The following is a 25638-nucleotide window of genomic DNA, read 5'->3' as shown; positions in this document are numbered from 1 at the left end:
GCCTTGCGGAATGCAGCACTTGCAGAGGCCATCATCACACCGATACGCAGACCACGCGGGTCACCACCCTTAAAAATGTATGCTTTACGGGTGCGAGCCGTTGCCTATATCCGCAGGTCCAAAGACCCCACCGAGGGCAACGCGTCGCTCGTCGACCAGCGTGCCTGGATCATGGCGGAGAGCCGGAAGCTCCACCACACGGTCGCCAAGCACGACATCTTCGAAGAAGTCGTCAGTGCCTACCGTGACCGGCACCGCCCCGAGCGCGACCGCCTCGAAGGGGTCCTCGCCGAAGGCGACGTCAAGGCGCTCTACGTCCGGGACCTCGACCGACTGGCACGGCGGTTGATGGACACCGCCCGCATCGTCGACACCTGCAACCGCCACAACGTCACGATCTACACCCATGACCGCGTGTTCGCCCCTCGATCGCCCGACACCATCCTGCTGATCTCCGTCCTCGGCGGCCTGGCGGAGACCGAGGCGGCGACCACGAGCAAGCGGCTGAAGCGCACCGCCGAGAACATCCGCCAGAAGGGCGGCTGGAACGGCCCTGCCCCGTACGGCTGGATGCGGCCCGAACAGCGCAACGCCGACGGCGTGAAGACGCTGAAGCTGCACCCGGAGGAGAGCAAGACCGTCCGCCGCATCGTCGAATGGCGGCTCGACGGACTCTCCGTCGCCGAGATCGTCCGGGAGCTCAACCAGCAGGGCCTGACCAACCGCGAGGGCCGGCCATTCCAATACCGCGCCGTCGCCTCCCTACTGCGCCATCCGCTCCTGGCTGGATACAACTCCCTCACGGCCAAGGCCGATGGACGCAGCGGCGGCCCAGGTCCGGACTTCCGCGACACGCGCAAGATCGTCATCGACAAGGATGGGCGTCCGGTCAAGAGTCATGAGGCGGTCTGCACGGAGGCCGAGTGGGAAACCCTGCGCCTGCTGATGAAACCCCAACCGCTCAAGCGGACCCGGGCCCGCGCCGGAGGCCTTCCCCTGGTCGGCCTCGTCTACTGCGCCGGCTGCGGCACCAAGATGACCAGCAACAGGTCGATGGGTGAGTCGGGATCGTACGTGTGCAACGGACGGATGCGCGGCGCTGACTGCCCCGGCGTTGCAATCAACCGGGAAGCCCTGGAGCGCTTCATCCGCGACGTCGTCGCCGGATCGCTCGACAGCCCCGAGGTGATGGAGCTGCAGGCCGAGAGGCTGAACCAGGCCGCGGAAGGGAGCGCGAGCTCGGAGTTGTCCGAGCTCCACGAACAGGCTGATGCCCTGGGGGACTCCATCCTGATCCTGCGGGCCCAGATCAACACCGCGCCGGCCAGCGCGATGTCGGCACTGCTGAACCGCATCGGTGAGGAGGAGGCCCTCAAGGGACAGATCGAGATGCGGATCTCGGAGAAGACCGAGGGGCGACCGAGGGCGATCCCCGACATCAGCGGGGCCGAGTTCCTCGAGCTCTCCGAGACAGAGCAGAAGTCGATCATCAGGGCCTTCCTCCGCAAGGTCGTGGTCTACGCCGACGACGGAAAGCGCGGGTCGGTCAAGGGGATGTTCGGCTCCCAGGGCACGAACCTGAGCCGGATCGGCTTCTGGTATCTCGGCGAAGCTGACGACCAGGAGCCGCGCCGCGGGGGCGGGTACTCGCTCATGCCCTCGAACGGCAGCTACCAGTGCCCCAAGTGCGAAGAACCCCGGACGTTCCGCTACCGGAACAACCTGCGCCACCACATGAACTACGCGCACCCGCAGCCAGTGCCGTGTCCTGAGTGCGGCCAGGAATTCCCTTTGCCCGGGCTGCCCAGCCACCGCCGCAACAAGCACGGGGTCAAGGGCTCACGCCAGTCCTGGAGCTGACTCTCGGGGACTAGGCGGCCCGACGGCGACCCAAGCGCGCAGGCTTGGCAGCCTCAGCTGCCCCCGCCCGCCGGATGGCCACCGAGGCCGCCACGGCGGCTCCGGCCTGGATGGCCTCCACCGGGATCGGGCGGAGGGCGATCGCGGCTGCAGCTGCCGCCGAGATCTGCACTGGCCTGCGCGGGGAGGCAGATGCAGACAAAGCCACACCGCGTTCAGCGGTGGTGACCTGTCCTGCCATGACTGCCTGCCTCAGATAGCTGTGCTTTGAATGCCTATCGGCACTCTATCAACTAATGAGTCAGAGGATCAATCGAATGGAATCTGATACGAGTCGAATCGTCACACTCGGGGATGAGTCGACGGGATGGAGCGGGCTCAGGCCGCGGCAGCCCCGGTGTCACTGATCCCGGCCAGCAGCCACTGCTCGGACAAAGGGTCGCGGCGCAGCTCGAAGGTTCGCAGCGCCGAAGTGGACGTCAACCGGACCTGAACCTGCCAGTGTTCGACGCTGATCAGGTCGCCGCTGCCCACCGGTGCCCGCTTGGCGGTGTTCCACCAGTCGGCACGGGTGAACCAGTGCACAGGTTCCGCGGCCACGGCCCAGATCCTGCCGTCATGCCTGACGGCCAGGGGAACCCCCTTCGCCGTGAAGCGGACCTCCACCGGAGCGTCCAGAGGTTTGCTATTTGATGCTGTTGCTGCCACGGGTCCGCTCTTCAAGATTCCTGTTCATCATTTCTTCCCGGCGGGTAACCGCCGAACTCCACACCCAGGTCCGGTACGTCACCGGCCCGTCCTTCCATGTCACTTCGACCGCTTTCGCTGTCCAGGCGAAGACCTCGCCGTCCACCAGTTCGGCGCAGTTCGGGAACCGGATCCATGCCTTGACGGGGATTCCGGGATACCCGTTCTTTGTCGGGAAGTGTTCGAAGTCGAGCTCTTCCACGGTCAGCCCGATCGGGCCGGCCCGCCGCGCATACTGCGCTTGCAGTGCAGCGGCGAACTCTTCGGAGGACATAACACAACCTTAGAACACATATTCGAATAGGCGACCCACAAAGATGGCGGCTACGGCCGGCCGCCTCGCTCCCGGGAATCACCATTGGTCCTGTTTTTCGATCCCCTGGGCACCAGGCTATAAAAGGGCTCCGACAACGTCCGGAACGGACTGATCCTGGTCCGCTGCCGGCTCGGCACAAAACGGCGTAGTGTCCGACAATGGGGACATGCCAGCTGCTTCTGCCCCCTGCACCGTCCACCACCTCTACTCCACACCCGGTCACCTCCTCCCCGCGTGCGGTGTAACCCCTGGCCCTGACGGGTCCGAGTGGCACACCGGACACGACGCCGGGGTCCTGCAGGTGTTCTCCGCGCAGGGATCCGCGTGCTGCTCTCTGTGTCTGGAGTTGTCCCTGTCATCTCCTGACTGACATGTGCAAGGTGGTACAGGTGGTACGTGGTCTGCCATACTGGTAGAGAAAACAGGTATACGAGTGGAAATCCTGCTCAGCCCCGGCTGAGCAGATCGTCCGTCCAGGCGGGCGTGGATAGTCCAGCTTCGGCTCCCGGGCTTGGCCTGGGAACGGGGGCTCGGGGAAACAGTTCTGAACTGTGGAGCCGAGACGCTGGACCTTCCGAACACTCATTGCCTGGACACAGAGCCAGGACGACAGGACCGACCAGAAGGACGAGAAGGCCATGGACATCACCAGTACCGCACACGTGACGCGGACGAAGCTGGCCGCGACCGCTGCAGCCCTGGCATGCGCCGCGCTCGTGCTCAGTGGCTGCAGCAGCTCCGGCGGGGACGGGCGGTACTTCGCCACCTCGGAAGGACAGAACGGCGACATCGTCGTCGTGGACGGTGACCAGATCACCTACTTCGACACCGCGAGCCGCCAGGACCTCGCCTGCCACTCCATCAACTCCGTCCTCGACGACCCTAAGGCGGCCGCGGCGAAGGGCGAGCTCAAGGACGCCTACACCGTCCGCGGCACCGGCAAGATCAACGAGTCCAAGTCCTCCGTGGACTGGACCGAGGCTGGCCGCAGCACCACCGAGACCGGCTCGATCAGCTTCGGCAAGGACAAGTCGACCATGGAGTTCGTCTTCTCCAACGGCGTCAACGACGTCGTGCTCGTGCCCGTCGACAGCGAGCAGGGCAAGGCCGTCAAGACCAAGTACTGCGGCTAAGGAGGCTGACCCCTTGACTGCCCCGATCGACCTGCAGCACCGGAGCCCCGTGGACCACGCGTCCGCGGGGCTCTGCCTTTTCTCTCCCGGGATGCGCCCGCGCGCCAGACAGGATGCAGGAGGTCGGACATGACGCTCATCGGACCGATCAGGTACTACAAGGAGCGGGTGGCGTACCCCAGCGACGAGCAGCTGCGCGCAGCAAGAGCCACCTGGGATTTCGACGACATCCGCCGGCCGACGGACGATGTCGACTGCACGCACATCCAGCTGATCGAAGTCTCCGGCCGCAACGCGGGGGAGCGGCGGCAGCTCGAGGAGGAGAAACTCACACGCTTCTTCGACTACATCGGCACCCGGGCCGGCTTCCGGGTGCTTACCCACCAGAAGAAGCCGGACTCGGCCACTTCGGCCTTCGTCTCGCACGAGATCGTCTACGTCATCGAGTCCCGGCCGACCAGGGGGTATGCCAAGCTCACCCTGCGCTCGGAGCTGCCGCGCAGCGGGACCGCCGGTGCCGTCTCGGACATCTTCAGCGCCGAGGGAATCGACCGCATCTCGCGGATCTTCGACAAGGGCCCCCGGAGGGATTGAGGCCGGTGCTGCAGTACGATTGCCGCCCGACGGGAAAAGAAGACCCCGTGGACATCACGTCCACGGGGTCTTCTCGTGTCTGACTGGCTGGCAGTCCCGTATGAGTCCTACAGCCGTCCGCCCTTCAGGCGCAGCGCCCGGTACTCCTCGATCGTCTCCGGCGGCCGTCCGTACTTTGGCGCATATGTCTCGACGAAATCGATCTCGGCCCAGGTGTCCCGGTGCCGGACCCGCGACCTGGCCAGCACCGCAAGCGCAGTTACTGAAACGACCACGTTGGCCAGCCACCACAAGATGGCGATGAGGACCGCCGCCTGGACCAGTCCCCGTTCGGAGGAGCCCGTCTGTGCTGCCACGGCCGCCAGGGCCGTTGAACTACCCAAAGCCATGCACCCGAGCAGGAGCCCTGCCGCCCAACCCTCCGTCGGCACCCGCCGGCGCACCAGATCAGCGGGGCTGTCGCGATCGCGGACCAGCCGCAGCGCCTCGCGCAGGAATAACACAGCAGCCATCGCGGCCAGGCAGTTCACCGCCAGCTCGCGCGCTCCCTCGAGCCACCAGCGCCCCGAGTGCCACCAGCCCAGCGGAAACTCGTCGCGCGCCTTGCCTCGCAGATTCATCCGGTCCATCCTTTCCCCCGTGGCAGGCAAAGGGCGGCGCACCCCTTGTCGGAGTGCGCCGCCCTCATCACCAACGATCAGTTCTTCGGGTCCTCAGCCGGCTTCCTCCGCGACACGGGATCGTCCGTGCGCTTCGGAGCCGGATCCGCCGTCCGCCGCGGCTGGGCCGGAGCCGGCTGCGACGGCTTCGGGGCCGGGGCCGGGGCCTTCGGAGCCTGAGCCGCCGGTGCCGGTCGACGTCCGCTGCGTGGAGCCGGCTGGACACCCTGGCTGCCCTGAGCGCCTCCGGTAACCCGGCCACCGACACGGGGCTGGGTAGGAGCCGGAGCAGGAGCCGGGGCCTGCGGACGCTGACCGGACTGGCCCTGCGCCTGCGCCGGAGCGCCGGTGCGGGGCTGGACCGGAGCCCGGTGGGCACTGCCCTGGCCGGTCGGAGCCTGGACCGGAGCCTGCGGGCTGCGGCGCTGGCTGCCGCTGGCCTGCGGGATACCCGGTCCTGCCTGCACAGCACGGGAGCCGGAACCCGCGTTGGCCTGCGGCTGCTGGCCTTCGGCGGCCCGCGTCGCCCGGGTGCCCGGAATCCCCGGGACCGCTGCGACGACGGGGTTCACCTGCGCGGGCCCGACGGTGCCAGCGGTGAAGCGCGGGCCCTGGCCCGAGGAGGCAGGAGCCGCCTGCTGTCCGGTGCCGAACTGCGTCGGTGCCGACTGGCCGGCGTCCGCCTTGCGGCCACGGCTGGTGTGCGCACCGCTATCGGTGCCGCCCGTGAGCCCGTCCCGCTTCTGGCCCTGACCCTGGCCATGGCCCGGCTGCCCGGTACCAGGAGCACCCTGCGCGCCGCCGAGCCCGAAGCTCGTCTGGCCGCCGGTGGCCTGGCCGCCCCGCGAGGAGGGACCCTGGCCGGTGCTGTAGCCGAGGTTCGACAGGCCGCCCTTGCCGCTCAGGGTCTGAGCAGTCTCCTTGTCGGAGCGGGAGCTCCCCGCCTTGCCGCCCGTGAGCTGCAGAGGACCGCCCTTGTCGCCGGGACCCTCGGGACCACCAGCGGACGGGCCGCGGCCGCCGCTGTCACCACCACCGCCGGGAACCGGACCGGGGCCGGCGGGGCTGCCGCCGTCGGGGCCGGCTTCCGGACCGTCGTTCGGACCGGCGGCCAGGGCCAGCGCGCCCTTCCCGGCAGCAAGCGACTTCTGCTCACCGTTCAGGCCGCCGGCGTTGGTCGACGAGCCCTTGCTGCCACCGGGGGTGCCGCCGGGCTTCGTGGCCCCGCTGCCGCCGAGCTTGCCGCCGACGCCGGAGGCGAGCTTGTTACCCATGGCCATGCCCGCTCCGGCCCCGGCTCCCGCAGCCAGCGCGGGGAGCATGCCGCTCTTGTCCGGCTTCGGTGCGGTGTTGGTCTCGAGGAACTTGTCCACGAGCTTGGTGAACACCTCGTCCATCGCCTGCAGCACGACCTTGCGCACCCGCAGGAGCGCCAAGGTGATGCCGATGATCAGCAGCGAGGAGATCAGGGTCAGGATGACCACAATGATCCCGCCGAGCATGCCTGAGCCCCACAGGCCGTCCTGGGACACCCAGGCCGACACCGGTCCGGAGATGATGTCCGGGATGGAGATCAGCAGCTCCGAGACGAACTGGTAGATGAACAGCGTCACCAGCACCTCGAGGATCAGTGCGACGGAGTAGACGATCACCTTGCTGATCGCGGCGATCGCGCCCAGCGTGGCGAACGGCACCGCGGCCACGAGGCTGAAGGTGCGCTTGACCGCGCCCACCAGCATGCCGATGGCGTACCAGAAGCCGAGCAGGACCATGCTGCCCAACACGACGCCGGCGTTCTGCCAGTACATGAACTTCGCCGGGCCCGTGCCGACCTGGCTGACCGCCATGTGGTCCTCGCGGGTCAGGCCGCTGGTGACGTTGTTCGAGCTGTACATCGTCATCGAGTCGGGGCCGAAGCCGGTGTTCAGGTAGTTGTACGCCGACAGCGCCGACATGTTGCAGGAGACCGGGGCGTTGTCCGCCCAGACCGAGAACCCACAGCCGTGCTTGGTGCCCTGGGTCGAGAAGCTCGTCGTGTTCCCGCCCGGGTTCGAGGAGGTCAGGCCCTTGCCGCCGGCCGCCAGCACCGGGTGGTTGGTCGGGATGTAGTCCGACTCGCCGTGCCCGCCGAAGTTGTCGCTGTCACCGTAGGACTTCTTGTCGATGAACCACTCCTTCTTCACATCGCTGTTGACCGGCAGGTTGGTAATCGCGCTCTTGATGCCCGACTCGAAGTCCGACGCCGATGTAATCTGGCCCGAGATGTAGCTGTTGAGCATGCCGAAGGTCTCGCCCACGGCGTTGAAGTCGCCCGCCGGGCTGCCCTCCATGCCGACCAGGCTGTTCTTCCAGGCCGTCTCGGCATTGGTCGCACCGGGGCCCACGCTGATGTCGCAGAAGGTCGAACCGTGCGCCTGCTTGTTGATCGCCAGTGCCGTCGTGCGCACCGACATCATCGCGTTGTTGCTGGCCTGGCCGTTGTCCCAGGCGATAACGGCCTCATCGGGAACGCCGAGACGGTCGTTCATCATCCAGGCCTCGAAGTCCACGTACGTGGAGAGCACCACACGGGTCGGGCCGGCGTGCTGGCCCAGCAGCGAGTCATCGAACTTGTCCAGGACGCCGGTGTACATCGAACCCATCAGCGGAAGGCCCACGCCAATGAAGACGACGCGCACGACGAGCTTCTTGATCGCCGAGCCGCGGTCCATCTTCTTGAACAGCACCAGGCCAATAATCAGGAATCCGATGAAGAGCGGGACCAGCGCCTCCCAGGCGATGGACTGCAGCAGGCCGTACCAGCTTGCGATCCAGTGCTGCAGGCCCGCCAGGGCACCGCCGCCGGCCTGGCCACCGGTCATCCCGTCGGCGAGGTCCTGCTGGTGCGCGCTGTTCGTATTGCCGCCGGAGTCCGCGACGCCTGCGACCGCCTGGTAGAACCACATGAACGGGTTCAGCACCTTCAGCAGCTGGATGATGAGATAGAACAGCGTGCCCACGGCCAGCGCCATCGCGTAGAGCAGCCAGATCGCGCCGCCGCCGATGAGCGACAGGATCTGTCCACCGATGCCCGAGGACATCGTGTCCAGGCCGAGGTCGGCGTTGGCCGCGCCGAAGTGGGCGTAGTCCACCATGCCGGAGTAGACGTTCTTGCCGCTGCCGCTGGCTGTCGCATTCAGCGTGTCGTACCCGATGGTCTGCGTGGAGCCCGTCGCCTCGGCGAAGAGCCAGCCGACTACGTTGAAGAGGCTGAATTCGGAGTCGGCGTAGCCGAGCATGTCGCCGCCCGTCGCCGGGTCGGCGGTGATCGCCCGCCAGTCCTCGTTCATCCGATCCTCGGGCTTGTCCTTGCCTTCGGGGGAGTTCTCCTGACTGAAGTACGTCGAGGCATTCGACGCCAGCTGGTACAGCGAGTAATTGTCGCGGTCCTCGTCGTCGGCAGCGTGCGCCGATGGCGCGAACACCGTCATCAGCAGCGGCACAACCAGTGCCACGAGCAGCGACAGAGCCAGGACGCACACCAGCCCGCCCCGGGCAGTCGCCGCGGCCCGGGCCCGCGCCGCGAGCGTGATGGTCCCGTTCATCTTTCCCTTCCTGTCTGTCGTGTCCGTGATGGCCGTCATGACTTGCCCAGCTTCCGCGGGGCGGTCCCGGCCTTCTTCATGGCCTTCCTGCGGTCGGCCCGCCCCACCTGGTCCTCAGAGCGGTCCTCCTCGGACTCGACGCCCTGGCGGGCGCTGGTGAGCTTCGCGCCGGGTGCCGGCTTGTCCTTCATCAGCTGGTCCATCCGGGCCGCCTCGTCGGCCTTGGCGGCCTCCAGGCGAACCTGCCTGCGCTGGGCCTCGCGGAAGGGGTTGATCCCCAGCGCGAGGTCGAGGTGGAAGACCACGTTCGACACGTCCCGGCGAAGGTAGGTAAGGTTCTCGCCCTTGGTCGTGATGAGCTGGGCGAGGTCCGGCGGGATCTGCTGGTGCAGCTGCTTCTGGTACTCCGCCACCGTGCGGTCGCGCATCGGCCCGAAGAGCGTGTAGTCCGCGGCGTCGAACTTGTTGAAGTCCGAGTCCGCGAGCATCTTGTCGACGTCGTTGTAGCTGTAGACCACGCGGCCGCCGCGCTCGTGCATGTGGTCGAACTGGTCGCGCAGGTACTTCTTGACGCGGTCGTCAATCTGCTCGGTGCCGTGGATCACCACGGTGTCCCCGAGCCCGAGCTTGCCGACGGCGAAGCCGACGATGTTGACCAGCTGGGCCATGGCCACGCCCTTGCCGCGGCGCATCAGCCGCGAGAAGTCGTAGACCACGCGCCGGGCATCCCGGACCCCGTCCACGGCCGATGCCGTGTGGTTGTTGAACAGGTCGCCGTTCGTGCTGAGCATCGTGTTCGCGATGCCGCGCAGCACGTTGTACGCGCGCAGCTGGTCGGGGTCGGTCTTGCTTGAGTTCAGCAGGGCTTTGTGCGCGGTGTCGAGGTACGAGACGAACATCTGCAGCCGCGGCACCTGCTGGTGCGGGATGTTGACCACGCGCAGGCGGTGCCGCTGGTCCTTGGCGTTGTGCCGCCACATGCCCTGCTCGACGTAGAAGTCGGTCGCCGTGTCCTCCAGCGCGGAGCGGATGATCGAGCCGATTGCCCCGTCCGTGGTCTCGTAGAGCTGCTCAAACATCAGCTTGAGCTTCTCCATCTGCGCGGCGAAGACCGTCAGTTCGTCGTCCTCGTCGCCGAACAGCTCGAAGGGGTTGACGTCACCGCGGTTCAGGTCCACGCGCGAGGTCAGCCGCTCGAAGTTCGGGCCGAGCTTGTCCAGGTCCGCCCCGTCCAGCACGAGGTGGACCACCGAGCGGTTGCCGAGCATGCAGGCCTGCGAGATCTTCGAGCACCACATGTTCGACACACGCTGGCGGTCCAGGTACTCGCTCAGGGTCGCGTCTGCCACGACAACGTGGTGCTCGTACCGGTTCACGTCCATGAGTACGGCCGAGTTGTTGACGTCGCCGACCATGTAGCCGACGTACTCGCCGCCCCGGTCGTTCAGGCCGTTAGTCACCAGCGAGTACGAACCCGCGAGCTCGGTCGAGGTGAAGTGGAAGCCCTTGCCGCGCTTCTTCTCGTTGTTCTTGAACAGGCCCGAGAGTTCCTGGCGCTGCTCGCCGGCGTACGCCGCAGCCTTCAGCGTGCCGAAGCGGTCGATGTACAGCCGCGTGACGCGGTCGACCGAGTCGTCCAGCGTCTCCAGGTCCGGAGCCTTGAGAAACAGGCGGTTGTGCACCGACAGGTAGCTCGCGCCGTCCTGGATCTCGCCGATGGTGACCTCAAGGTCGGAGGAGATCTTGGCGGCCTTGCGCTTGGAGGAGGTCGTGCCGGTCTCCTCCTGCTCGTTCGCGTCAAGGCGGTCGAGCTTCTCCGACTGCTTGGTGAACGAATCCACCCACTTCTCGTCCATCCGGCGCACCTGCTCCAGGACGACCGCGGTGACGCGCTCGTCGAGCCCGTCCGGGATCCGGTCGATGCCCCAGAACGCGGCGAAGTTGTCGTGCGCGGCGTCGTCGTGGAAGAACGCGAGCACGCACGCCACGGAACCGTCGACCTCGAAGTAGTCGGAGCGGAAGACGTACTTCTCCCGAGGCTTGAGCGCCAGCAGGTGCGGATACGAGTCGAACCGCCCCTCCAGCTTCTTCATCTCCTGGCGGCGCTGCCACCAGTTCTTCTTCGGCTCGGCCACCTCGGCCGGCTCAGCGGCGACCGCCGGCGCGGTCACCTCGGACGGCTCCGCCGTCCCGTCCGTGGCGGGATCGCCGTCGAGAGCGGCCTCCAGTTCATCCACGCCCGGCACGGCCGTCGCGTCCCCGCCCCGGGGCTTCTTCCCCGGAATGCCCAGCTGCGCGCGGGCCTTCGTCATCAGCGCCATGTCACCCTTCGTCCTTCCTTTGTTCGTCCAGCTCGGCCCGGTCAGTTCAGTGAGGCCTTGAGAGAGTGCAGGTCGTCCTCGATGCCCTGGTAGAAGACCCGCAGCATGGGCTCGGTCTCCTCGCGGTCGAGGACCGTAGCCTCCTTGATCATCAGCGCGGACCCCTCGACCTCGGACTGCAGCACCATGTGCGCCCGGCGCAGAGCGTCAGCGCTCTTGCCCTTGAGCAGCAGGTACTGGTGGATCGAGGTGAACTTGCCACCGACGTGCTGCGTGAGGATGTCATACTGCTCGTTCTGCAGCTCGATCAGGTCAGGGTCGCGGACCTCGAGGGCGTGGTTGCGGTGCTCGAGCGAGGCCACCTGGTGGTAAATCCGCTGCGGCTCCTTCGTGGTGACGAAGGACCACTCGCAGTTCGTGTCGATCTTGCGCCAGAAGGCGTCGACCCGGTCCAGGATGCCGATGCGGTCCTCGTCGAAGAGCAGGTACGACGCTGAGCCCACGACCAGGTAGACCTGCCCCTCACCGCCGTCGGAGAAGTGGATCCGGCCGTCCTCCTCGATGCCGTCGATGCCGACGATCGAGTAGAAGTCGCTCGGGTCCGAGCTGCGGCGGGTGAAGACGTTGCGTGCCCGGGACGGGGCGTACGCCAGCAGGGCGGGCACGTTCATCGCCCGCAGCTCCTTCGTCTTGGTCATGCCGCCGAAGTAGACGATCAGTGCCAGGCCCCAGATGACGAAGAGCGTGATGAACACCGGACCCGAGCTCGCCACGAAGGTCTGCGTCACCGCCCACAGCAGCGCCAGCGCGCCCCCGCCGAAGAAGAACAGCTGCTTGATGGGGGAGGGCTTCGCCGCCCAGCCGCCCTTGCTGAGCGTGATCTCGTGGTCGAGGAACGACCTGTTGAGGCTCGTCGGCACCTTGTACGACATCTTCGCCATGAATCTCTCCCTGCTGCCACCACTGATTTGTCTGTGCCTGTCCGAATGCCCTCATAGACGAGGGATACATGACTACTCTACCTTAGATAGACCTATCGAATCGAGCGTGGCTGACGCAAGAATGGCACCGCCCAACGGACTCGGACGTGCGATCCGATGCCGTCGGGCGGTGCCGTGGCGTGCTGATGTACGTGGACGGACAGTCTATCGGACTGACCTCCGAATAATCATTCAGGAACGAGTCTGCGCAACCTCAGCCGAAGAAGGGGACGAGCTTCCTCTTGCCGCCCTCGTCCTTCCAGGCCAAGGTCGCGTCGAACTTCTTTCCCTTGCTCGAGGTGAAGCCCGTACCCTTGATCGTCTTGCCCGCGGCCAGTGCCGCGAGCTGATCGTCGGTGAAGGCAACCCCGCACCAGCTCTTCGGCGGGGAGTCCAGGGAGGCCTCGAAGTCAGGCACGATCTTCTTACCCTCACCCTTCTTCTCCTCGCGGAAGAAGACCTTGCACTGGAAGCGGTTGCCCTTCTTTGAGACGAAGTCGCTGGACTCGACGCCCTCGCCAGCCATGAGGAGGTCGATCTCCTCGGGCGTAAAGGTGTAGTGGCACCAGGACGCCGGCGGCAGAGCGTTGCCGCTGGCGTCGCGGCGGCCGAAGCCGAGCTTCTGGAACCCGACGAACTTCCGGCCCTTGAAGGTGCCCTCGCCAAGCTCGCCGAAGACCTCATAGGCCTTGCCCGTGGTGCTCTTCGCCGAAAACTCGATCGTCTCCCCGGCCAGCAGCCGGGCGACCTCGTCGTCGGTGAAGCGGTGGCCGCCCCACTCACGCGCGAACACCACATCCTTGCCCGTCTTGGCCCAGGTGCCCTGCGCCCGCTCCTTCCGGGTGACGGCCTCCTCCTTGAGCCCCAGTGCGGAGCGCATCGTCGCGGCGTTCTTCTGCATGGTCGCGATGTCCTCGCGCACCCAGTCGGCCACGACCGCGAGGCGCTCCTCTGCGCTCGGGCCGGTGCCTGCGGCAATCTCCTTCATATCGGCATAGACCTTCTCGGTCAGCGCCAGGTCGCCGATCCGGGTGCCCGGAAGCAGCCGCCAGCTCATGTCCCCGGCCTCGGCGAGGGTGAGCTTGCGGCCCTTCTCCAGCAGCAGCGGGTACTTCGTCTTCGTCGAGGTCACCTCGGAGTACGTCGAGGTCCGGGTGGCACCCGTGCCCACGTCGCGCTTCTCCAGCTGCTTCATCAGCCACTTCATGCTCGGGTGCTCGGGGCGCTTGTTCGCACCCTCGAAGACGAAGGGCTCAGCGTTGGTGCCCAGGCCCTTGGCCGACTCGTTCTCGTCGCCCTCGGCGGTGTCGTCGCCGGCGTCCGGATCGAACACCGCCTTCCAGCCTGCCGACATGGGCACGTTGGCGATGCCCACGAAGTCCGGATAGTCCTTGACGTGGCCCTTCTGCTGCTCGTAGACGTAGTCCTCGGCGATCATCGCCAGGTAGTTCTTGCCCAGCGTCTCGTAGATCAGGCGGCCGGCCTTGCCGAAGCGCTGCTCGACCTCGTCCAGTGAAGCGGGCACCTTCGGGCCCGGCCGGTTCGCACCGTGCGCGCCCTGGGGCTTGACGTGCGTCTTGCGCGGCTGGCGGTGCGTCAGGAGCTTCACGTCCACACCCACGACCCCGGCAATCTTGTCCACCAGGGGCGCGAGCTCGTCGAACTGCTCGGGCGTGATCGTCACGTCGGCAGTGCGCGGGTAGCTGACGGCCTGGGCCTCGTACATGGACTGGTAGGTCGAAAGCACGAGCTGGGCCTTGATCCCCTTGCCCACCAGGAGCGAGGACAGTGCGGCCAGGTCCAGCAGCTTCGGTGGCGCGGTCTGCTTCGTCGCCTTGCCGTCGAGCACGACGGGGGAGGGGCCGTACTGGTTCGTCACCTGGTCCTTCTGGTCGAACCGCGGCTCCTCCGGGTTCGTGTACATCACGTCGTTCTCGTCACGGAACCGGTTCTGGAAGAACGGCTTCTTGACGTAGTCGTTGTACGCCTTCAGCTGGTCGCCGACGAGCTTGACCATCGCCGACTTCAACCGGCCCTGGCGCAGCACCGTGTCCTGCCCGGACTGGCGGGCCATGTTCGTGGCGATGCGGGTGAACTGCATCGAGAGCAGGTCGAACTGTGAGCGGTAGCGCGCCTTGCGGTACTCGTCGAAGTCCAGGAGTGACGGAATGACCTTGCGCGCGGCGAAGGCCTTCTGCAGCGAGGCCGGAGCCTCATCAGTGAAGTACATGCGCGACCACTTGCCCGGCTTCAGCCCCAACTCGAGGAAGGCATTGACCGCGATCATGCCGCCCTCGCCCGTGGGGTCGACGTCGGTGGCGATCACGATCTCGTCGCACTTGCACAGGGTCCGCTTCACGTCCGCGGCGACAGAGCTCGCGTTCTTGATCACCTCCAGGCTCCAGTCCAGCTGCTGAGGGTCCCAGGGCAGGTTGCCCAGGTCCCAGGTCCGGTACTTCCCGGCCACGTCCGGATCCGCCACCATCCGGTGCGGATCGACGAACTCGTACAGGTGCCCCCGGGCGTGGGCGATGACGAACTGCTCCCCGTTGTACGTGCCGTTCATGCCGCCGAGGGCTGCAGCGAAGTGCCGCGCCGCGCTCGGCTTCTCGGTGAGGATCCCGACAACCATCATGACTCCCTTTCGTCGGTGACTCATAAACCAGTCGACTCATAAATCAGTCACAAGTCTATCGACAGAACGAGTCGAATGGCGAGTCTGAGCGAGTCGCCCAGCGAGTCGAGTGGGAGCGGCGAGGGCCCGCGCCGGCACGCCGGTCAGAGAGGGCCTGGATCATTCACGACGACCCCGGATCGAGGTAACGTCTATAGAGTCGCCACCCGCTCACGCCCGACCCAGGAGCACGAATCCCATGGCCCTCGACCACGCTTTCCTGCGCACACCACAGGACTTCAGCAGCATGCTCATCGAGATGCAGGAAGGCAGCTGGCCGCCGGACGAGGCGGACATCATCCGTATCGCCCAGGGGTGCTCGATGCTGATCGAGTGCATCGACGCCTGGGAGAGCGCCACGCACGGCAAGAACGTCTTCGACGTCGCCCGCGGAGAGATTTGCACGGCCGACGTACGGCGGCTCCTCGCCCAGGAGGTCTCACTGAGCTACGAGGGCGACGTCGCGGTGCTGCTGGTGCCGCCTGCGGACGAACGTGTGCGCGTGGAAATCCGGGCCGACGTCGACGAATACCAGGGCCTGCTGCGCCGTCCGGAGATGGTCCTGGATTGGGAGCAGGATGGCAAGCAGCACGAGCACTACATCTCCCTCAAGCCCAAAGGCGCGCACTGGTACATGCTGTCGCAGCTGCGCGACGACATGAAGGAAGGCCGGCTCACCGTCCGGTCGTAGCGGCCAGGCCGTGGGCCTCCTTGCAGCCTCTGGAATGAAAATCAGCCCGTTGCCTGATGGCAACGGGCTGATCGTTTCGACTACAGAGGGGCGCAGGTCAGCGGCCCAGGTTCACGGGACGGCCGGTTTCGCCATTCCGACGCGCCGGAGAGCCGCATTCACTGCGGCGATTCTTCTTCAGTATCGTTGGCACTGCCTGTCAACTCTGCGCGTCGGGCCTCAAACAGCATTTCATTGATTGCGAACTCCGCGTTCCCTGACCACGCTTCGCTGCCGAATGCAGTGATGTCGTAGTACTCGGGGATGCCGTCGCCTTCCGGATCGGTAAAGCCAACCCCAAGGTCGTCGCATTTCAGCATGACCTTCCGCTCGCCATACGAAGCCGTCAACTCCCAGTTGCCGAAGTAACTGCCGTAAAGGGTGAGATCCAAGGGGACCCCGGCAACGTCTACCAGCAGATTGGAGGATTGACTCCTCCTCTGTTCCGGCCAAGACGCCAGACCATCAAGTTCGACGGTGATCCCCGGGACCAGAGTAAGAGCATCCATGACGTTGTCCAGCGCGTCACTTTGCTCCCTCCAGCCACTTCCACCTGCATCGACATAGCAATTTGTCACCAGCGCATCCTCAGCTGACGTGGACCCCGCGGGCAGGGAAATATCCGCTCGCAGAAGGGCCCTTGGAACAGTTGCTTCCTGCGTCCTGGTGCTTCCACGGCTCCACGGAGATTCCAGAAGACCTGCGATCCTCACCTCCGCAAGATAGAAGGCCGTGAACGTCAATGCAGTGGCGTCCTGCTTGGTGTGGTTGAGTCCGACGAGTTTGGCCGAGGCGGCATCGACGTCGAACGAAAGGGAGGAAATATCGTCGGGTACCAGATCCTCCCAGTCACCCATATTCCCTTCGCTGATCGTGACGTCCCGCAACAGAACATTGCCCTCGTAGGCAAGCCGCAGAGCCAAGCTGAGCCCGTCGGCATCACTTGGAACTGAACCAAATATCTTTTCGGTGGCCCTCCTGAGATCGCTGAAGATGTGGGGACCTTCGGTCCCGAGCCACTGCTGATAGGCGGTGCGGGTGTCCTTATCTGCCGAGACAACTACATACTCCAGGTCCCGGCTTCGCCCCTCATGGATGTACGCCCGGAGGTGAGCACTGTCGGCTGCGCCGGTTTTTACCTCACTCTTTCGTTTGGCCGGTCCTTCCAGCAGGATCTGGTCACGAAGAGCTTCATGGGCAAAATCTGCGGTACTGAGGACACGGATGCTGGACCCCAAGGATGTGATGACCCCGCTCAGGTCCAGCGCGATGTCTTTGGCTGTCTTTTCATCCGGGACCTCCACCGAAAACCCGGCACTGTGAAGCTTCTTTGTCGCAGCCCGGAGTGATACGTGGTGGCCGTGTAGGTGCTGGCCCCATTCCCAGATAACGGTGTCCGTTACCCAGATTTCAATGCGCCCGTGCTTATCAGCGCGGGAACAAAGAGACCTCAGTGTTTCCATGCCGGGCGCTTCGGCGAAGATGTTTGTGTCGAGCGCGATTGCTCCGACGCGGCTGAAGTTCGGATCGGACCCGGCAGCAGTTTCCATGCCCTGATCGTCGGGCAAAGTTCACCGATTCGACAAATTGTCCCGTCACAAGCCACCCTTTTTACGGTTCGCGGAGACGCACCCCAGGACCGTTCGCTGTATTCCAGTGCGTCACGGCGCTCATCGGATCGGCCGCCCTTCCCGCTCGCGCTCGAGCTTCGCCTGCTTCTTCGTCGCCTCCCGCACCCGGTCCCGGACGAAGACCGCGTCCTTGTGCGTGATCGGAGCCTCGTGGACATTGTGCGAGCCGCGCAGGAAGTTGCTCGTGCGGTCCGCGATCGAGTACGCGAGTGCCTGCTCGATCGCCGCGCTGGTCTCCTTTACCTCACCCAGCTGCCCGTGCAGCGCGGCCAGGCCCTGGGTCTGCTCACGGCCCCTCCGCTCCAGGGATTCCATGCGCGCCGCGATGCTGCCCAGCAGCGGATCACGGGAGCGGAACAGCTGCGCCGCGCGCCGGGTGGCAGCATCAGTCGCCAGTCCAAGGTCGAGCTGGGCCAGCAGAAAGGCCGTGACCAGGCTTGCCTGGCTCAACCGCTCGGCGAACTCGCGGGCTGCCGTGTCGCCGACACCGAGCTCACGGACGGCCGCTGAGCGCAGCTGCTCCCGCAGCGCGCCGACGATTGCCTCGGGCAGGGCCCGGACGGCAGGCTGGCTCTTCACGCCGTCGAGCCGGAAGCCGCTCTGTGGCAACGACTCGCTGCCCTCGTCCCCTCCGCCGGAGCCGCCCCTGGCCGCCGCAGACTGCACGGCCTCCTGATGGTCGGTGTGCTGGAGCGGGACGGGCGGGAGGAGGTTGGCATCTTCCGGCGGCGACACCGGGAGGGCCGCGGGGTGTGCTTCGGCGTCTGCGTCGTCGTGCACCTGCGGCATCGCTGCTTTGTCCACGGCGACGGCGTCGCTCTGGGCCGGGGGAGTGGCGCTGCCTGCTCCCGAGCCTCCACGCTGGCCGGCACCGGTGTCCCGGTCAAGGTTCTCGGCGCTCTGCTGCGGGGCCTCATCCTTCTCCGGCGTGTCCTGCTCCGGCTCCGCCGGCTGTGCCCCTTCCTGGGCCCGCTTCAGGCCCTCGCTCCCGCCGGTCCGGTACGCATCGAGGAAGGACGTGTCGACGTCCATCAGCTCGTCGGTGGACGGCATGATCTCGTTCAGCCCCTGGCTCACGTCAGCTCCCCGTTCTCCTCGTCCAGCAGATAGTTGTCGCCCCTGGTCAGCCCGAGCAGGGAATCGAAGCCCATGGTCACGACCCGCTCGAGGTTGGCGTTGTTCGTCGAAAGCGCCTTGAGCTCGTCGACGACCTGGTTGATACGCGCGGTGAGCAGATCAGGGATGTCGAAGTCGAGATTCTCGCGCCGGATCTTCTCGGCGATCGCCTCGGCGTAGTACTCGTTGGCGGAGGGGTAGCCGCGCCGCTGCGCCCAGTACTCCGCCCGCTGCTTCTCGTCCGAGGACAGGCGGGTAAAGACCCGCTCCCTGCGGTCGCTGCCGTTCTGGTCGATGCTCGGTCCACCGGACCTGGTCGCAGCCCGCGCAGCGGGAGGCGCAGCCTTCGGCTCGTCGACGACGGTCATGTCTGGCCTCTCCTGTCATATTCGACTGATGTACGAGTCCATTCTAACGTCATTCGATTGTCTGTCACGAATGATTGGGCAATGACTTGTGACAGACCTTTGCGGAGAGGTCGGGCAGAGAGGTGGAGTCATCTGCGTCACCCGGTCAGCGCCTGATCGCGTGTCCCAGGCGGCCTCGGTTCCTCGACCCCAAGGCCGGGGCCGCTGAACGTTGGTTCGCACCTCCCGTTCGTGCGAAAAAGAGAAGGCCCCGACGCGCATGAAGCGCACCGGGGCCTTTATTCCTGCCCGCAGTCCCAGAGCCCAGGCCTGTCCGGTCCGCCCGGCAGTTGCTCCACGTTGCGTGCCGTTCCCGCCCGGGCGTACGATTCCATCGAACATATGTTCGAAAAGGAAGTGGACATGCAGGCCTCGCAGCCAGAACCGTTGGCGCTCGACGAGCCGCTGATACTCCCGTTCGCGCCGGAAGCCGTCGCCTGCGGCTTCCCCAGCCCTGCAGAGGGATATTGGTCCGGGGACCTTGATCTTGTCCAGCACCTGGTCCGGGACCCAACATGTACATTTGTCTGGCGTGCAGCCGGCCATTCCATGACCGGAGCCGGAATCAATGACGGCGACCTGCTGCTCGTGGACCGGGGGATCGATCCCGTTCCGGGCAAGATCGTGATCGCCGTCGTTGACGGCGAATACACCGTCAAGCGGCTGGACGTCATCCAGGGACGTACCGTTCTCGTGGCAGAGAACCTTGACTATGCGGACGTCGTTCTCCACGAACACACCGAGATGTCAGTCTGGGGCGTGGTCACATGGATTCTGTCTCCTGCGAAAACCAAACGTGGTGTCAGACCCCGCCTATAGTCTCCAGCCGTGGCAATGACGACTCTCACCCCAGCATCCGATCAAATCGCTCTCGTAGACTGCGTCTCCTTTTACGCCAACGCGGAGCGCGTCTTCGACCCCACGCTGCATGACCGGCCGACCCTTGTCCTCTCGAACAATGACGGCTGTGTGGTTGCCGCGTGCCCGCTGGTGAAGGAGCTCGATCCTGACATCATGGGCAAGCCGTGGTTCAAGATCCGCGGCTGGTGCCAGGCCAAGGGCGTCGAAGCCAGGTCATCGAACTATGAGCTCTATGGCTCGCTGAGTGCACGGGTTGCCACCATTCTGGGCCGCTTCAGTGCGTGGCAGGAAGTGTATTCGATCGACGAAAGCTGGCTGAAGCTGCGGGGCGCTCCTGAAGAACTCGAATCACGGGGACAGGAGATCCGACGGACTGTCCTCCAGCTGACCGGAATTCCTGTCCGCGTCGCGATCGGTCCCACGAAGACCCTCGCCAAGGTAGCGGCTCTCGGCATCAAGAAAAACCCCGCGTTCAATGGAGTTCTCGATCTCCGGCGGTTTTCGGAGGAGCAGCTTGACCGGATCCTTGACTCCCTCCATGTGACTGACCTCTGGGGCGTCGCCGGGCGTAACGGCAAGCGCCTGGCTGCGCTCGGCATCCACACGGCCAGAGAACTGCGTGACGCTGATGCCAAATGGCTCCGCAAACGGTTCTCCGTCGTCATGGAAAGAACCATCCTGGAGCTGCGCGGGCAAAAATGTATCGGGCTGGAGACCCAGCCGCCGGCTGCCAAGGACCAGCTGATCTATTCCAGGAGCTTCTCGCGCAAGCTTACGGACCCTGACGAGATGCATCAGGTTCTGTCGATCTACGCCCAGCGGGTCTCAGCCCGTCTTCGGGCCCAGGGGTCCGTCGCCGGCGTGCTCTCGGTGTGGGCTTCGACCGGCTGGGCCGACGAAGGAACCGTCCCGCATTCAGCCCACCGGGCTGTTCCGCTGGCCATGCCGACCGATGACCCGATCGCGCTTACGAAAGCTGCCAGTGTGATCCTGCCTGATCTGTTTCCGACCGCCGGTATCCGCTACGCCCGTGCAGGAGTTGTACTCACGGGACTGCGCGCGAGTGACGGCGTTCAGTTCCTACCTGTGTTCCAATCCGAATTCGAAGATCGGGGAGTAGGGAAGGTACTTGACGAAATCACGAGAAAGCTCGGCGCGCAGGCAGTGGGTGTGGGCCTGGGTGGCATGAAGACCCCGCCGGCGTGGGAGATGAAGCGCGCCATGCTCTCGAAGCGCTGCACGACCCACTGGGACGAGCTGCCGGTCGCTGTGGCATAGCGGGGTAAGGGAAGCGCAGGACCTCAACAGCACCCGCGCCGGCAGCAAACTCGAGCAGCGACCTGCCACATTAAAGCGCGGCTTCGAGTTCCTCCGAGGAATACCCGAACATGTAATCCTCATCCTTACCGTGTGAGGCCCAGATCTGAGCTGCATCGTAAACACTCAGCGCCTCGCTGTCGTCATCGTCATCGTCATCTAGACCGTAGCGACACTCAAGGCAGTACATCTCGGAGTAAACAAACTTTTTCACCAGGGGCGTCCCACAGTTGGGGCACGGGGGCGTTTCACCCTCGTAGACATCGATCTCGTCCCAGCTTTTTTCCTTCTTCGCAAGGAAATCAAAGATACCCAAAGGCCCTACCGTCCCAATACGTCCCGCCGAAGCCGTTTCTGATATGACATAAACCGCTGACGACAAGCACAACCGCAATTTTCGACACGGTCAGTATCGCATGCGCCTGTTAGGTACTACCTCCACGCGAGTAAGGCGATACCTGGACGAACTTTGTCTCGGTGCCGCCGGGACCGTAGTGCTGCACGCGCTGGTGCCCGCTGACATTATGCTCGGTCGGAGACTTTCTGCTGGCCTCCTCGCCGATGCCCTCGAAAGCCGCCTCCGTGAACTCAGGGATTTTCTCCCAGACCGCCGCGCTGACCTGCTTGAATGCTTCGGGCGACCTCAGTGTCAACAACGTGACCGCGCCAGCAGCCGCAAGAGCGCCAACGGCGAGACCTGTCTTGAAAGCCGGATGATCCTTGATCCGCTGCCAGCGGGTCGGGCCCTGGCTCATATCCTGCTCGCAGGCTCCGGCGGCCTCAGGGTTGGGCACTTCAATGGGCTCAGACTGGACTGACTTGTCCTTGGGCTGCTGAAGACGTGATGGATTGAGCGGCTGCGCCCGATCGAACGGGCCTTCTTGATCATGACCGGGCACTCAGGCAGTCTAGCCTTTACCGGCAATCCCAGTCTCGCTCCGGTCTTAGGCAGGCTACTCACTGCGCATGCTGTTACTTGACAGCTTTCTCTTCTCCAACGGACAGAGGACGGCCGGGCAGGGCTCTATGCTCAGAGCTATGGAGGTTGAATTGACCATTGAAGATGCCCAGGGCGAAATGATGCGCGTCAGCGCGACAGGCCCCGACTATGGCACCACCCTGGCCGCGGCGAAGGCCAAAATCCCGGAAGGATCCCGGATGATCATCATTCGCGTTCCGGACCGTGAGGTGTAACCGTTTCAGTATGCTCCTCCGCCCGGATACCCTGCTGAATTCACCTGGCCCCTTCCCAGCAAGGTCCTGGTCCGGCCTGAAGCAAGCAGTCCGGAATCAGGAAGCACCAGCCATACAACCAAGACAGCGCCCGTCAAGGTTGGTCATTGCCAGGTCTGGCCACACCAGCAACGGCCCTCTTTGTGTTCCTGGATGACCAGGACCCGTTCCTCGCCGAGCAGAATGATGTCTTCGTAGCTGAGCATGCCTCCAGTGCAGCATCGGTTGCCGACTGCCGATAGGGGAGTCCTGACGTATGTGGAAAACCGCAGGGACGATCAAGCTCGTTCCGGTATGCCCAGCCGCCTCGATCCGGTGGCCTTCAACCTCCGTCCGAACCGGGCCTATCATGAGGGAGGGGGACACGTATTGGCCGCTTGTCGGGACAGGTCATGGCACCACACAACGCGAATAGGCGGGACAACCGCATCCCTGGAATTGCAACATTGCGCCCCGGGCACCGCATCAGGGAAATACGCCAGGACCTCCATGACCGACACCCTGCCCGGGCCCGCTACCAGGTCATTGCTGCGCAGCATTCGGTCGCCGGCGGGGCACCACTTGTGCCCCCGGCCTCGGATGAATACCAGATCCGTCTCTACACGCGGTCCCGCAGCGGAGACGTAAGGGTGCGACTCGCCGCGGTCAGGGAGGCCATAGCAACCTCGCCATATGTCTGGGAGGACCTCGCCGACGATTGCGTGCGGGAATGGGTTGAGCCTTCGATTGAGGACGATGTGCTGTTGTCGGCTGCACTGGTGTCTCTGGGAACTTTGAGCGCCGAGGAACGCCCTTATTTGGGCAAGTTCGTGGTCGAGGAGATCTACGAGATTCTGACAAGTGCAGAAGCGGAATACTGGCACCGGGCCGTATCCGGCAGACGGCGGCACTGACCGAATCAGCCTGGTTCCGAGATCCTAAGCTCTCAGAGCGGACCAAACATTGTTCTTGAACCTATGAAGCATGGGCCTCTCGGCTGAACTCTGCAAGAATCACGGCATGGTCGACCGCACTGCGTCCGATGAGCACTACGTGCTTGACCTGTGCGACGGCGTCCTCGGCATGAGCAGCTGTCGCCAAGCGACGTTCGATTGGCTCCGCGGCGACCCGTCCCCTTTGCGACCCCTCGGCACCAAGCTACCCGTGGACGGCTTTTGGTCCGATCTTAAGCTCGTAGTCGAGTTCCAGGAGGAGCAGCATTCGAAACCGTCACCGTTCTTCGATCGGCGGCAGACCGTCTCTGGTGTCGGTCGCGGCGAGCAACGTCGCCTCTACGACGAACGCAAGCGCCTTCTTATCCCCGAACATGGATTGAAGCTCATTGTGATCGAGAAGTCCGCGTTCATCGTCAAGTCGAAGCGGATCCGGCGCGACCCGACGAGGGACATTGCCGTGGTGCGCGCGCACCTCGGCAATGCGCAGCCAAAACGGCTCTAGTGCCGACGTCGCCATCGAAGTGCTGTGACGCGGACTCCGCTCTGGAATGCTGCCATCTGGGTCTTGCTATGACTTCGGCAGCTTTGTGACCAGGAAAAGAAGAACCGGTGCGAGTATGCACCGGTTCTTCTTTTTTGATCGGTAGAAGCCAATCAACGGCAGGACGAAAAGCCGCGATGGATGAGCCTCAGACGTTGGCGCTGGCCGTGCAGTCCACGAGTGCCGAGGTGAAGTCCTTCGACTTCCAGATCTTCTTGTCCTCGTCCTTCGGCAGGAAGTCCGAGATCGATCCGGCCCCTATTGGTGCGCCGCCGGCGAGGAAGCGCAGCGTCTCCTGCGAGAACCCCGCCTGGAAGACGACGCCCGCCAGGCAAGCGCCCGAGGCTGCATAGGTCTTCTTCTGATCCTCGTTCAGCGCATAGGCGGAGAACGTCGAAACGAGCCCCGCGGTCAGCTGCGAGGAGGAGCTGATGCTCGTGCCCTGGGGCACCGGGAACTTCGGCGTGAGATCCGGCTGCCGGGCTTGGGGGAGCTCCTGTCCCTGATTCGGCGGCACGTAGACCTGATCCTTGCCGTCCTTGCCGTCCTTGCCGTCCTTGCCGTCCTTGCCGGTCGTGGCATCCGGGGCCGGGGTCGGCGGGATCACCGCGTCGACGCAAACGTCGAACTTGTCGCCCAGCTCAGGGGAGAGCATGATCGCGGCGTCCATCGCGCTGACCTCGCGCAGGCCATTTGCCACCGCGGCGATGTCGTCGCTGCCCTTGCCCACGATGTAGGCCTGCGCGGCGTCCGAGAGCTTCTTGTCTTGGGCGGCGCGGACCAGGCACGCGCCGCCGTCGGTGCTCTTGGCCCCGGTGCCCTGGAACACGAGCCGGTCCAGCGCCTTGCCGAGGTCCTCGCTCGTCACCTTCGCCGCGCTGGTGCTCGGGCTCGGCGACGGCTGCGCCGTCTCTGAGCCGGCGGAGCATCCGGCGAGCAGGCTGCCCAGCACCGCCAGTGCGGCGGCGGACAATGCCGCCTTCCTCGTCATCGGGGTCTTCATCGCCATGGCCTCTCCTGTCGGGTCGATGTCTGCGCCGGATGGCACAGAGCCCGCATCCGACTGGTCTTCCAGTACATCTTATCCGATAGACCAATCGAATGGTCTATCGGATGATGCGCGAAGAGCGACACAAAAGACGGCTGACAGAAGGTCTGCGCCAGGCCCTGGCGATGCCTGGTATCGCCAGGGGGCAGCTGGGCTGGGAGGGATCAACGGAGTTGATCCGGACGGGTGCTCGACGCGTCCCGAGCGCGTCACCCGGTCCCTGGGTGGGCCGGGTCGGGACGGCATGCCGCGCCCGGACGACGCCGACCCGAGAGAGGGACTGCCAATGACCCGGACGACTGTGCCGACGGACCTGATGCCGCGCTGCCAGATCGCGGACCCGCAGGTGCAGGAGCACCTGCCGTGCCAGCACCACGAGAGCGGCGGCGTGCAGTGCGAGAACCCCGATCCGCACACGGACGATCACTGGATCTCGGAGCACACAATTTCCCACGCGCTGGCCGGAAACGCCTACGCCTGCACGGCATTCGACCCCGCAGAGCCGGCCCGAGCCGTCCAAGGGCCTGTCCAGACCTACACCGAAAAGCAGATGGTCGACGCGCTCCTGCGCTGCGCCGCGGACCGGGACAGCCTCCCGCGCAACGACTACATCCGCCGCAGACACGACGACGAACCATCCGCGCCGCTGCTGGAGCGCCGGTTCGGCTCCTGGAATGCAGCCCTGGAGAGAGCGGGCCTGAACACCACCGAGCAGCCGCTGCACTTCCAGGGCGCGACCACGAAGTGGACCGAGGAGATGATCCTCGACGCCCTGCGCGAGTGCTGGATCAAGACCGGCTCCATCGCCGTGCTCGCCTACGAGGCCTGGCGCACCGGCGGCACCGACGGCATTTGCCGGACCCATGTCCCGCCGGCGGCCACCATCCGGTTCCGGATGGGCAGCTGGTCGCGGGCCACGCAGCTCGCCGTGGGCTGAGCCGGCGGCCCTGG

General features: G+C 65.2%; 25 protein-coding genes. 11 read left to right on the top strand and 14 right to left on the bottom strand.

Annotated elements, in window-relative coordinates; translation table 11 throughout:
- Window positions 1–90 precede the first annotated feature (90 nt).
- A complete protein-coding gene (locus QRN42_RS04985; RefSeq protein WP_166651674.1) occupies window positions 91–1860 on the top strand; it encodes a recombinase family protein in 1770 nt (589 codons plus the stop codon).
- A gap of 10 nt (window positions 1861–1870) precedes the next feature.
- On the opposite strand, the gene QRN42_RS04980 is transcribed toward QRN42_RS04985, so the two are convergent.
- The 3 genes from QRN42_RS04980 to QRN42_RS04970 all read right to left on the bottom strand — a co-directional run bounded on the left by QRN42_RS04980 (window position 1871) and on the right by QRN42_RS04970 (window position 2881).
- Window positions 1871–2101: a hypothetical protein gene (locus QRN42_RS04980; RefSeq protein ID WP_133830802.1), complete on the bottom strand. Its 231-nt coding sequence runs from the start codon at window positions 2099–2101 to the stop codon at window positions 1871–1873.
- A 137-nt stretch (window positions 2102–2238) separates the two neighbouring features.
- The gene (locus QRN42_RS04975; RefSeq protein WP_374111515.1) at window positions 2239–2568 is read right to left on the bottom strand and encodes a hypothetical protein; all 330 of its coding nucleotides are present in this window, start codon (window positions 2566–2568) and stop codon (window positions 2239–2241) included.
- On the bottom strand, window positions 2546–2881 hold the full coding sequence (locus QRN42_RS04970) for a hypothetical protein (protein WP_133830801.1): 336 nt from the start codon (window positions 2879–2881) through the stop codon (window positions 2546–2548). The genes QRN42_RS04975 and QRN42_RS04970 overlap by 23 nt, the downstream gene beginning before the upstream one ends.
- Window positions 2882–3474: 593 nt before the next feature.
- Here QRN42_RS04970 and QRN42_RS04965 point away from each other — a divergent pair.
- Window positions 3475–4056 carry a hypothetical protein gene (locus QRN42_RS04965; protein ID WP_284975257.1) on the top strand — a complete coding sequence of 194 codons (582 nt, stop codon included), beginning with the start codon at window positions 3475–3477 and terminating at the stop codon, window positions 4054–4056.
- A gap of 129 nt (window positions 4057–4185) precedes the next feature.
- Window positions 4186–4650, top strand: coding sequence for a hypothetical protein (locus QRN42_RS04960; protein WP_133830799.1), 465 nt, complete (start codon window positions 4186–4188; stop codon window positions 4648–4650).
- A gap of 107 nt (window positions 4651–4757) precedes the next feature.
- Here QRN42_RS04960 and QRN42_RS04955 read toward each other — a convergent pair whose 3' ends face one another.
- The 5 genes from QRN42_RS04955 to QRN42_RS04935 all read right to left on the bottom strand — a co-directional run bounded on the left by QRN42_RS04955 (window position 4758) and on the right by QRN42_RS04935 (window position 14829).
- Complete coding sequence (locus QRN42_RS04955; RefSeq protein ID WP_133830798.1) at window positions 4758–5270, bottom strand: hypothetical protein; 513 nt, start codon at window positions 5268–5270, stop codon at window positions 4758–4760.
- Window positions 5271–5347: 77 nt separating this feature from the next.
- Window positions 5348–8932, bottom strand: coding sequence for a mediator complex subunit 15 domain-containing protein (locus QRN42_RS04950; protein WP_284975258.1), 3585 nt, complete (start codon window positions 8930–8932; stop codon window positions 5348–5350).
- Window positions 8929–11214, bottom strand: a complete 2286-nt coding sequence (locus QRN42_RS04945; RefSeq protein ID WP_133830796.1) for a hypothetical protein — start codon at window positions 11212–11214, stop codon at window positions 8929–8931. Before QRN42_RS04945 ends, QRN42_RS04950 begins: the two co-directional genes overlap by 4 nt.
- Before the next feature lie 41 nt (window positions 11215–11255).
- The gene (locus QRN42_RS04940) at window positions 11256–12155 is read right to left on the bottom strand and encodes a hypothetical protein (protein WP_133830795.1); all 900 of its coding nucleotides are present in this window, start codon (window positions 12153–12155) and stop codon (window positions 11256–11258) included.
- Between the two features lie 253 nt (window positions 12156–12408).
- Complete coding sequence (locus tag QRN42_RS04935) at window positions 12409–14829, bottom strand: type IA DNA topoisomerase (protein WP_284975259.1); 2421 nt, start codon at window positions 14827–14829, stop codon at window positions 12409–12411.
- Window positions 14830–15067: 238 nt separating this feature from the next.
- Between QRN42_RS04935 and QRN42_RS04930 the strand changes: the two genes are divergently transcribed.
- Window positions 15068–15559, top strand: coding sequence for a hypothetical protein (locus tag QRN42_RS04930; protein WP_056387674.1), 492 nt, complete (start codon window positions 15068–15070; stop codon window positions 15557–15559).
- Window positions 15560–15717: 158 nt separating this feature from the next.
- Here QRN42_RS04930 and QRN42_RS04925 read toward each other — a convergent pair whose 3' ends face one another.
- The 3 genes from QRN42_RS04925 to QRN42_RS04915 all read right to left on the bottom strand — a co-directional run bounded on the left by QRN42_RS04925 (window position 15718) and on the right by QRN42_RS04915 (window position 18713).
- The gene (locus tag QRN42_RS04925; RefSeq protein WP_284975260.1) at window positions 15718–17148 is read right to left on the bottom strand and encodes a hypothetical protein; all 1431 of its coding nucleotides are present in this window, start codon (window positions 17146–17148) and stop codon (window positions 15718–15720) included.
- 120 nt (window positions 17149–17268) lie between these two features.
- Window positions 17269–18306 carry a hypothetical protein gene (locus QRN42_RS04920; RefSeq protein WP_208294366.1) on the bottom strand — a complete coding sequence of 346 codons (1038 nt, stop codon included), beginning with the start codon at window positions 18304–18306 and terminating at the stop codon, window positions 17269–17271.
- Entirely contained in the window at window positions 18303–18713 is a 411-nt protein-coding gene (locus tag QRN42_RS04915; RefSeq protein WP_208294365.1) for a hypothetical protein, read from the bottom strand. The genes QRN42_RS04920 and QRN42_RS04915 overlap by 4 nt, the downstream gene beginning before the upstream one ends.
- Before the next feature lie 402 nt (window positions 18714–19115).
- Here QRN42_RS04915 and QRN42_RS04910 point away from each other — a divergent pair, with 402 nt between their 5' ends.
- Window positions 19116–19571 (top strand): LexA family protein, encoded by a 456-nt coding sequence (locus QRN42_RS04910; RefSeq protein WP_133830793.1) that lies wholly within the window; start codon window positions 19116–19118, stop codon window positions 19569–19571.
- 15 nt (window positions 19572–19586) lie between these two features.
- Entirely contained in the window at window positions 19587–20891 is a 1305-nt protein-coding gene (locus tag QRN42_RS04905; RefSeq protein ID WP_133830792.1) for a Y-family DNA polymerase, read from the top strand.
- A 70-nt stretch (window positions 20892–20961) separates the two neighbouring features.
- On the opposite strand, the gene QRN42_RS04900 is transcribed toward QRN42_RS04905, so the two are convergent.
- Window positions 20962–21246 carry a hypothetical protein gene (locus QRN42_RS04900; protein WP_139126767.1) on the bottom strand — a complete coding sequence of 95 codons (285 nt, stop codon included), beginning with the start codon at window positions 21244–21246 and terminating at the stop codon, window positions 20962–20964.
- A gap of 109 nt (window positions 21247–21355) precedes the next feature.
- A complete protein-coding gene (locus QRN42_RS04895; RefSeq protein ID WP_133830791.1) occupies window positions 21356–21829 on the bottom strand; it encodes a hypothetical protein in 474 nt (157 codons plus the stop codon).
- A 139-nt stretch (window positions 21830–21968) separates the two neighbouring features.
- Here QRN42_RS04895 and QRN42_RS04890 point away from each other — a divergent pair, with 139 nt between their 5' ends.
- From QRN42_RS04890 to QRN42_RS04875, 4 genes are all read left to right on the top strand, one after another.
- The gene (locus QRN42_RS04890; protein WP_284975261.1) at window positions 21969–22124 is read left to right on the top strand and encodes a hypothetical protein; all 156 of its coding nucleotides are present in this window, start codon (window positions 21969–21971) and stop codon (window positions 22122–22124) included.
- A 146-nt stretch (window positions 22125–22270) separates the two neighbouring features.
- Window positions 22271–22405, top strand: a complete 135-nt coding sequence (locus QRN42_RS04885) for a hypothetical protein (RefSeq protein ID WP_284975262.1) — start codon at window positions 22271–22273, stop codon at window positions 22403–22405.
- 150 nt (window positions 22406–22555) lie between these two features.
- Window positions 22556–23056, top strand: coding sequence for a hypothetical protein (locus QRN42_RS04880; RefSeq protein WP_133830790.1), 501 nt, complete (start codon window positions 22556–22558; stop codon window positions 23054–23056).
- Window positions 23057–23162: 106 nt separating this feature from the next.
- A complete protein-coding gene (locus tag QRN42_RS04875) occupies window positions 23163–23600 on the top strand; it encodes a hypothetical protein (protein ID WP_133830789.1) in 438 nt (145 codons plus the stop codon).
- A gap of 187 nt (window positions 23601–23787) precedes the next feature.
- Here the strand turns inward: QRN42_RS04875 and QRN42_RS04870 are convergent, their stop codons facing one another.
- Window positions 23788–24648: a hypothetical protein gene (locus tag QRN42_RS04870; protein WP_284978250.1), complete on the bottom strand. Its 861-nt coding sequence runs from the start codon at window positions 24646–24648 to the stop codon at window positions 23788–23790.
- Between the two features lie 325 nt (window positions 24649–24973).
- Between QRN42_RS04870 and QRN42_RS04865 the strand changes: the two genes are divergently transcribed.
- Window positions 24974–25624 carry a homing endonuclease associated repeat-containing protein gene (locus tag QRN42_RS04865; RefSeq protein WP_284975264.1) on the top strand — a complete coding sequence of 217 codons (651 nt, stop codon included), beginning with the start codon at window positions 24974–24976 and terminating at the stop codon, window positions 25622–25624.
- The last annotated feature ends 14 nt before the right edge of the window (window positions 25625–25638 follow it).

Origin of the sequence: Arthrobacter sp. fls2-241-R2A-200 (assembly GCF_030209745.1) — a bacterium.
Taxonomy (GTDB): Bacteria; Actinomycetota; Actinomycetes; order Actinomycetales; family Micrococcaceae; genus Arthrobacter.
The sequence above is the reverse complement of the archived record's forward strand: the minus strand, read 5'-3'. Positions and strand labels throughout refer to the sequence as shown.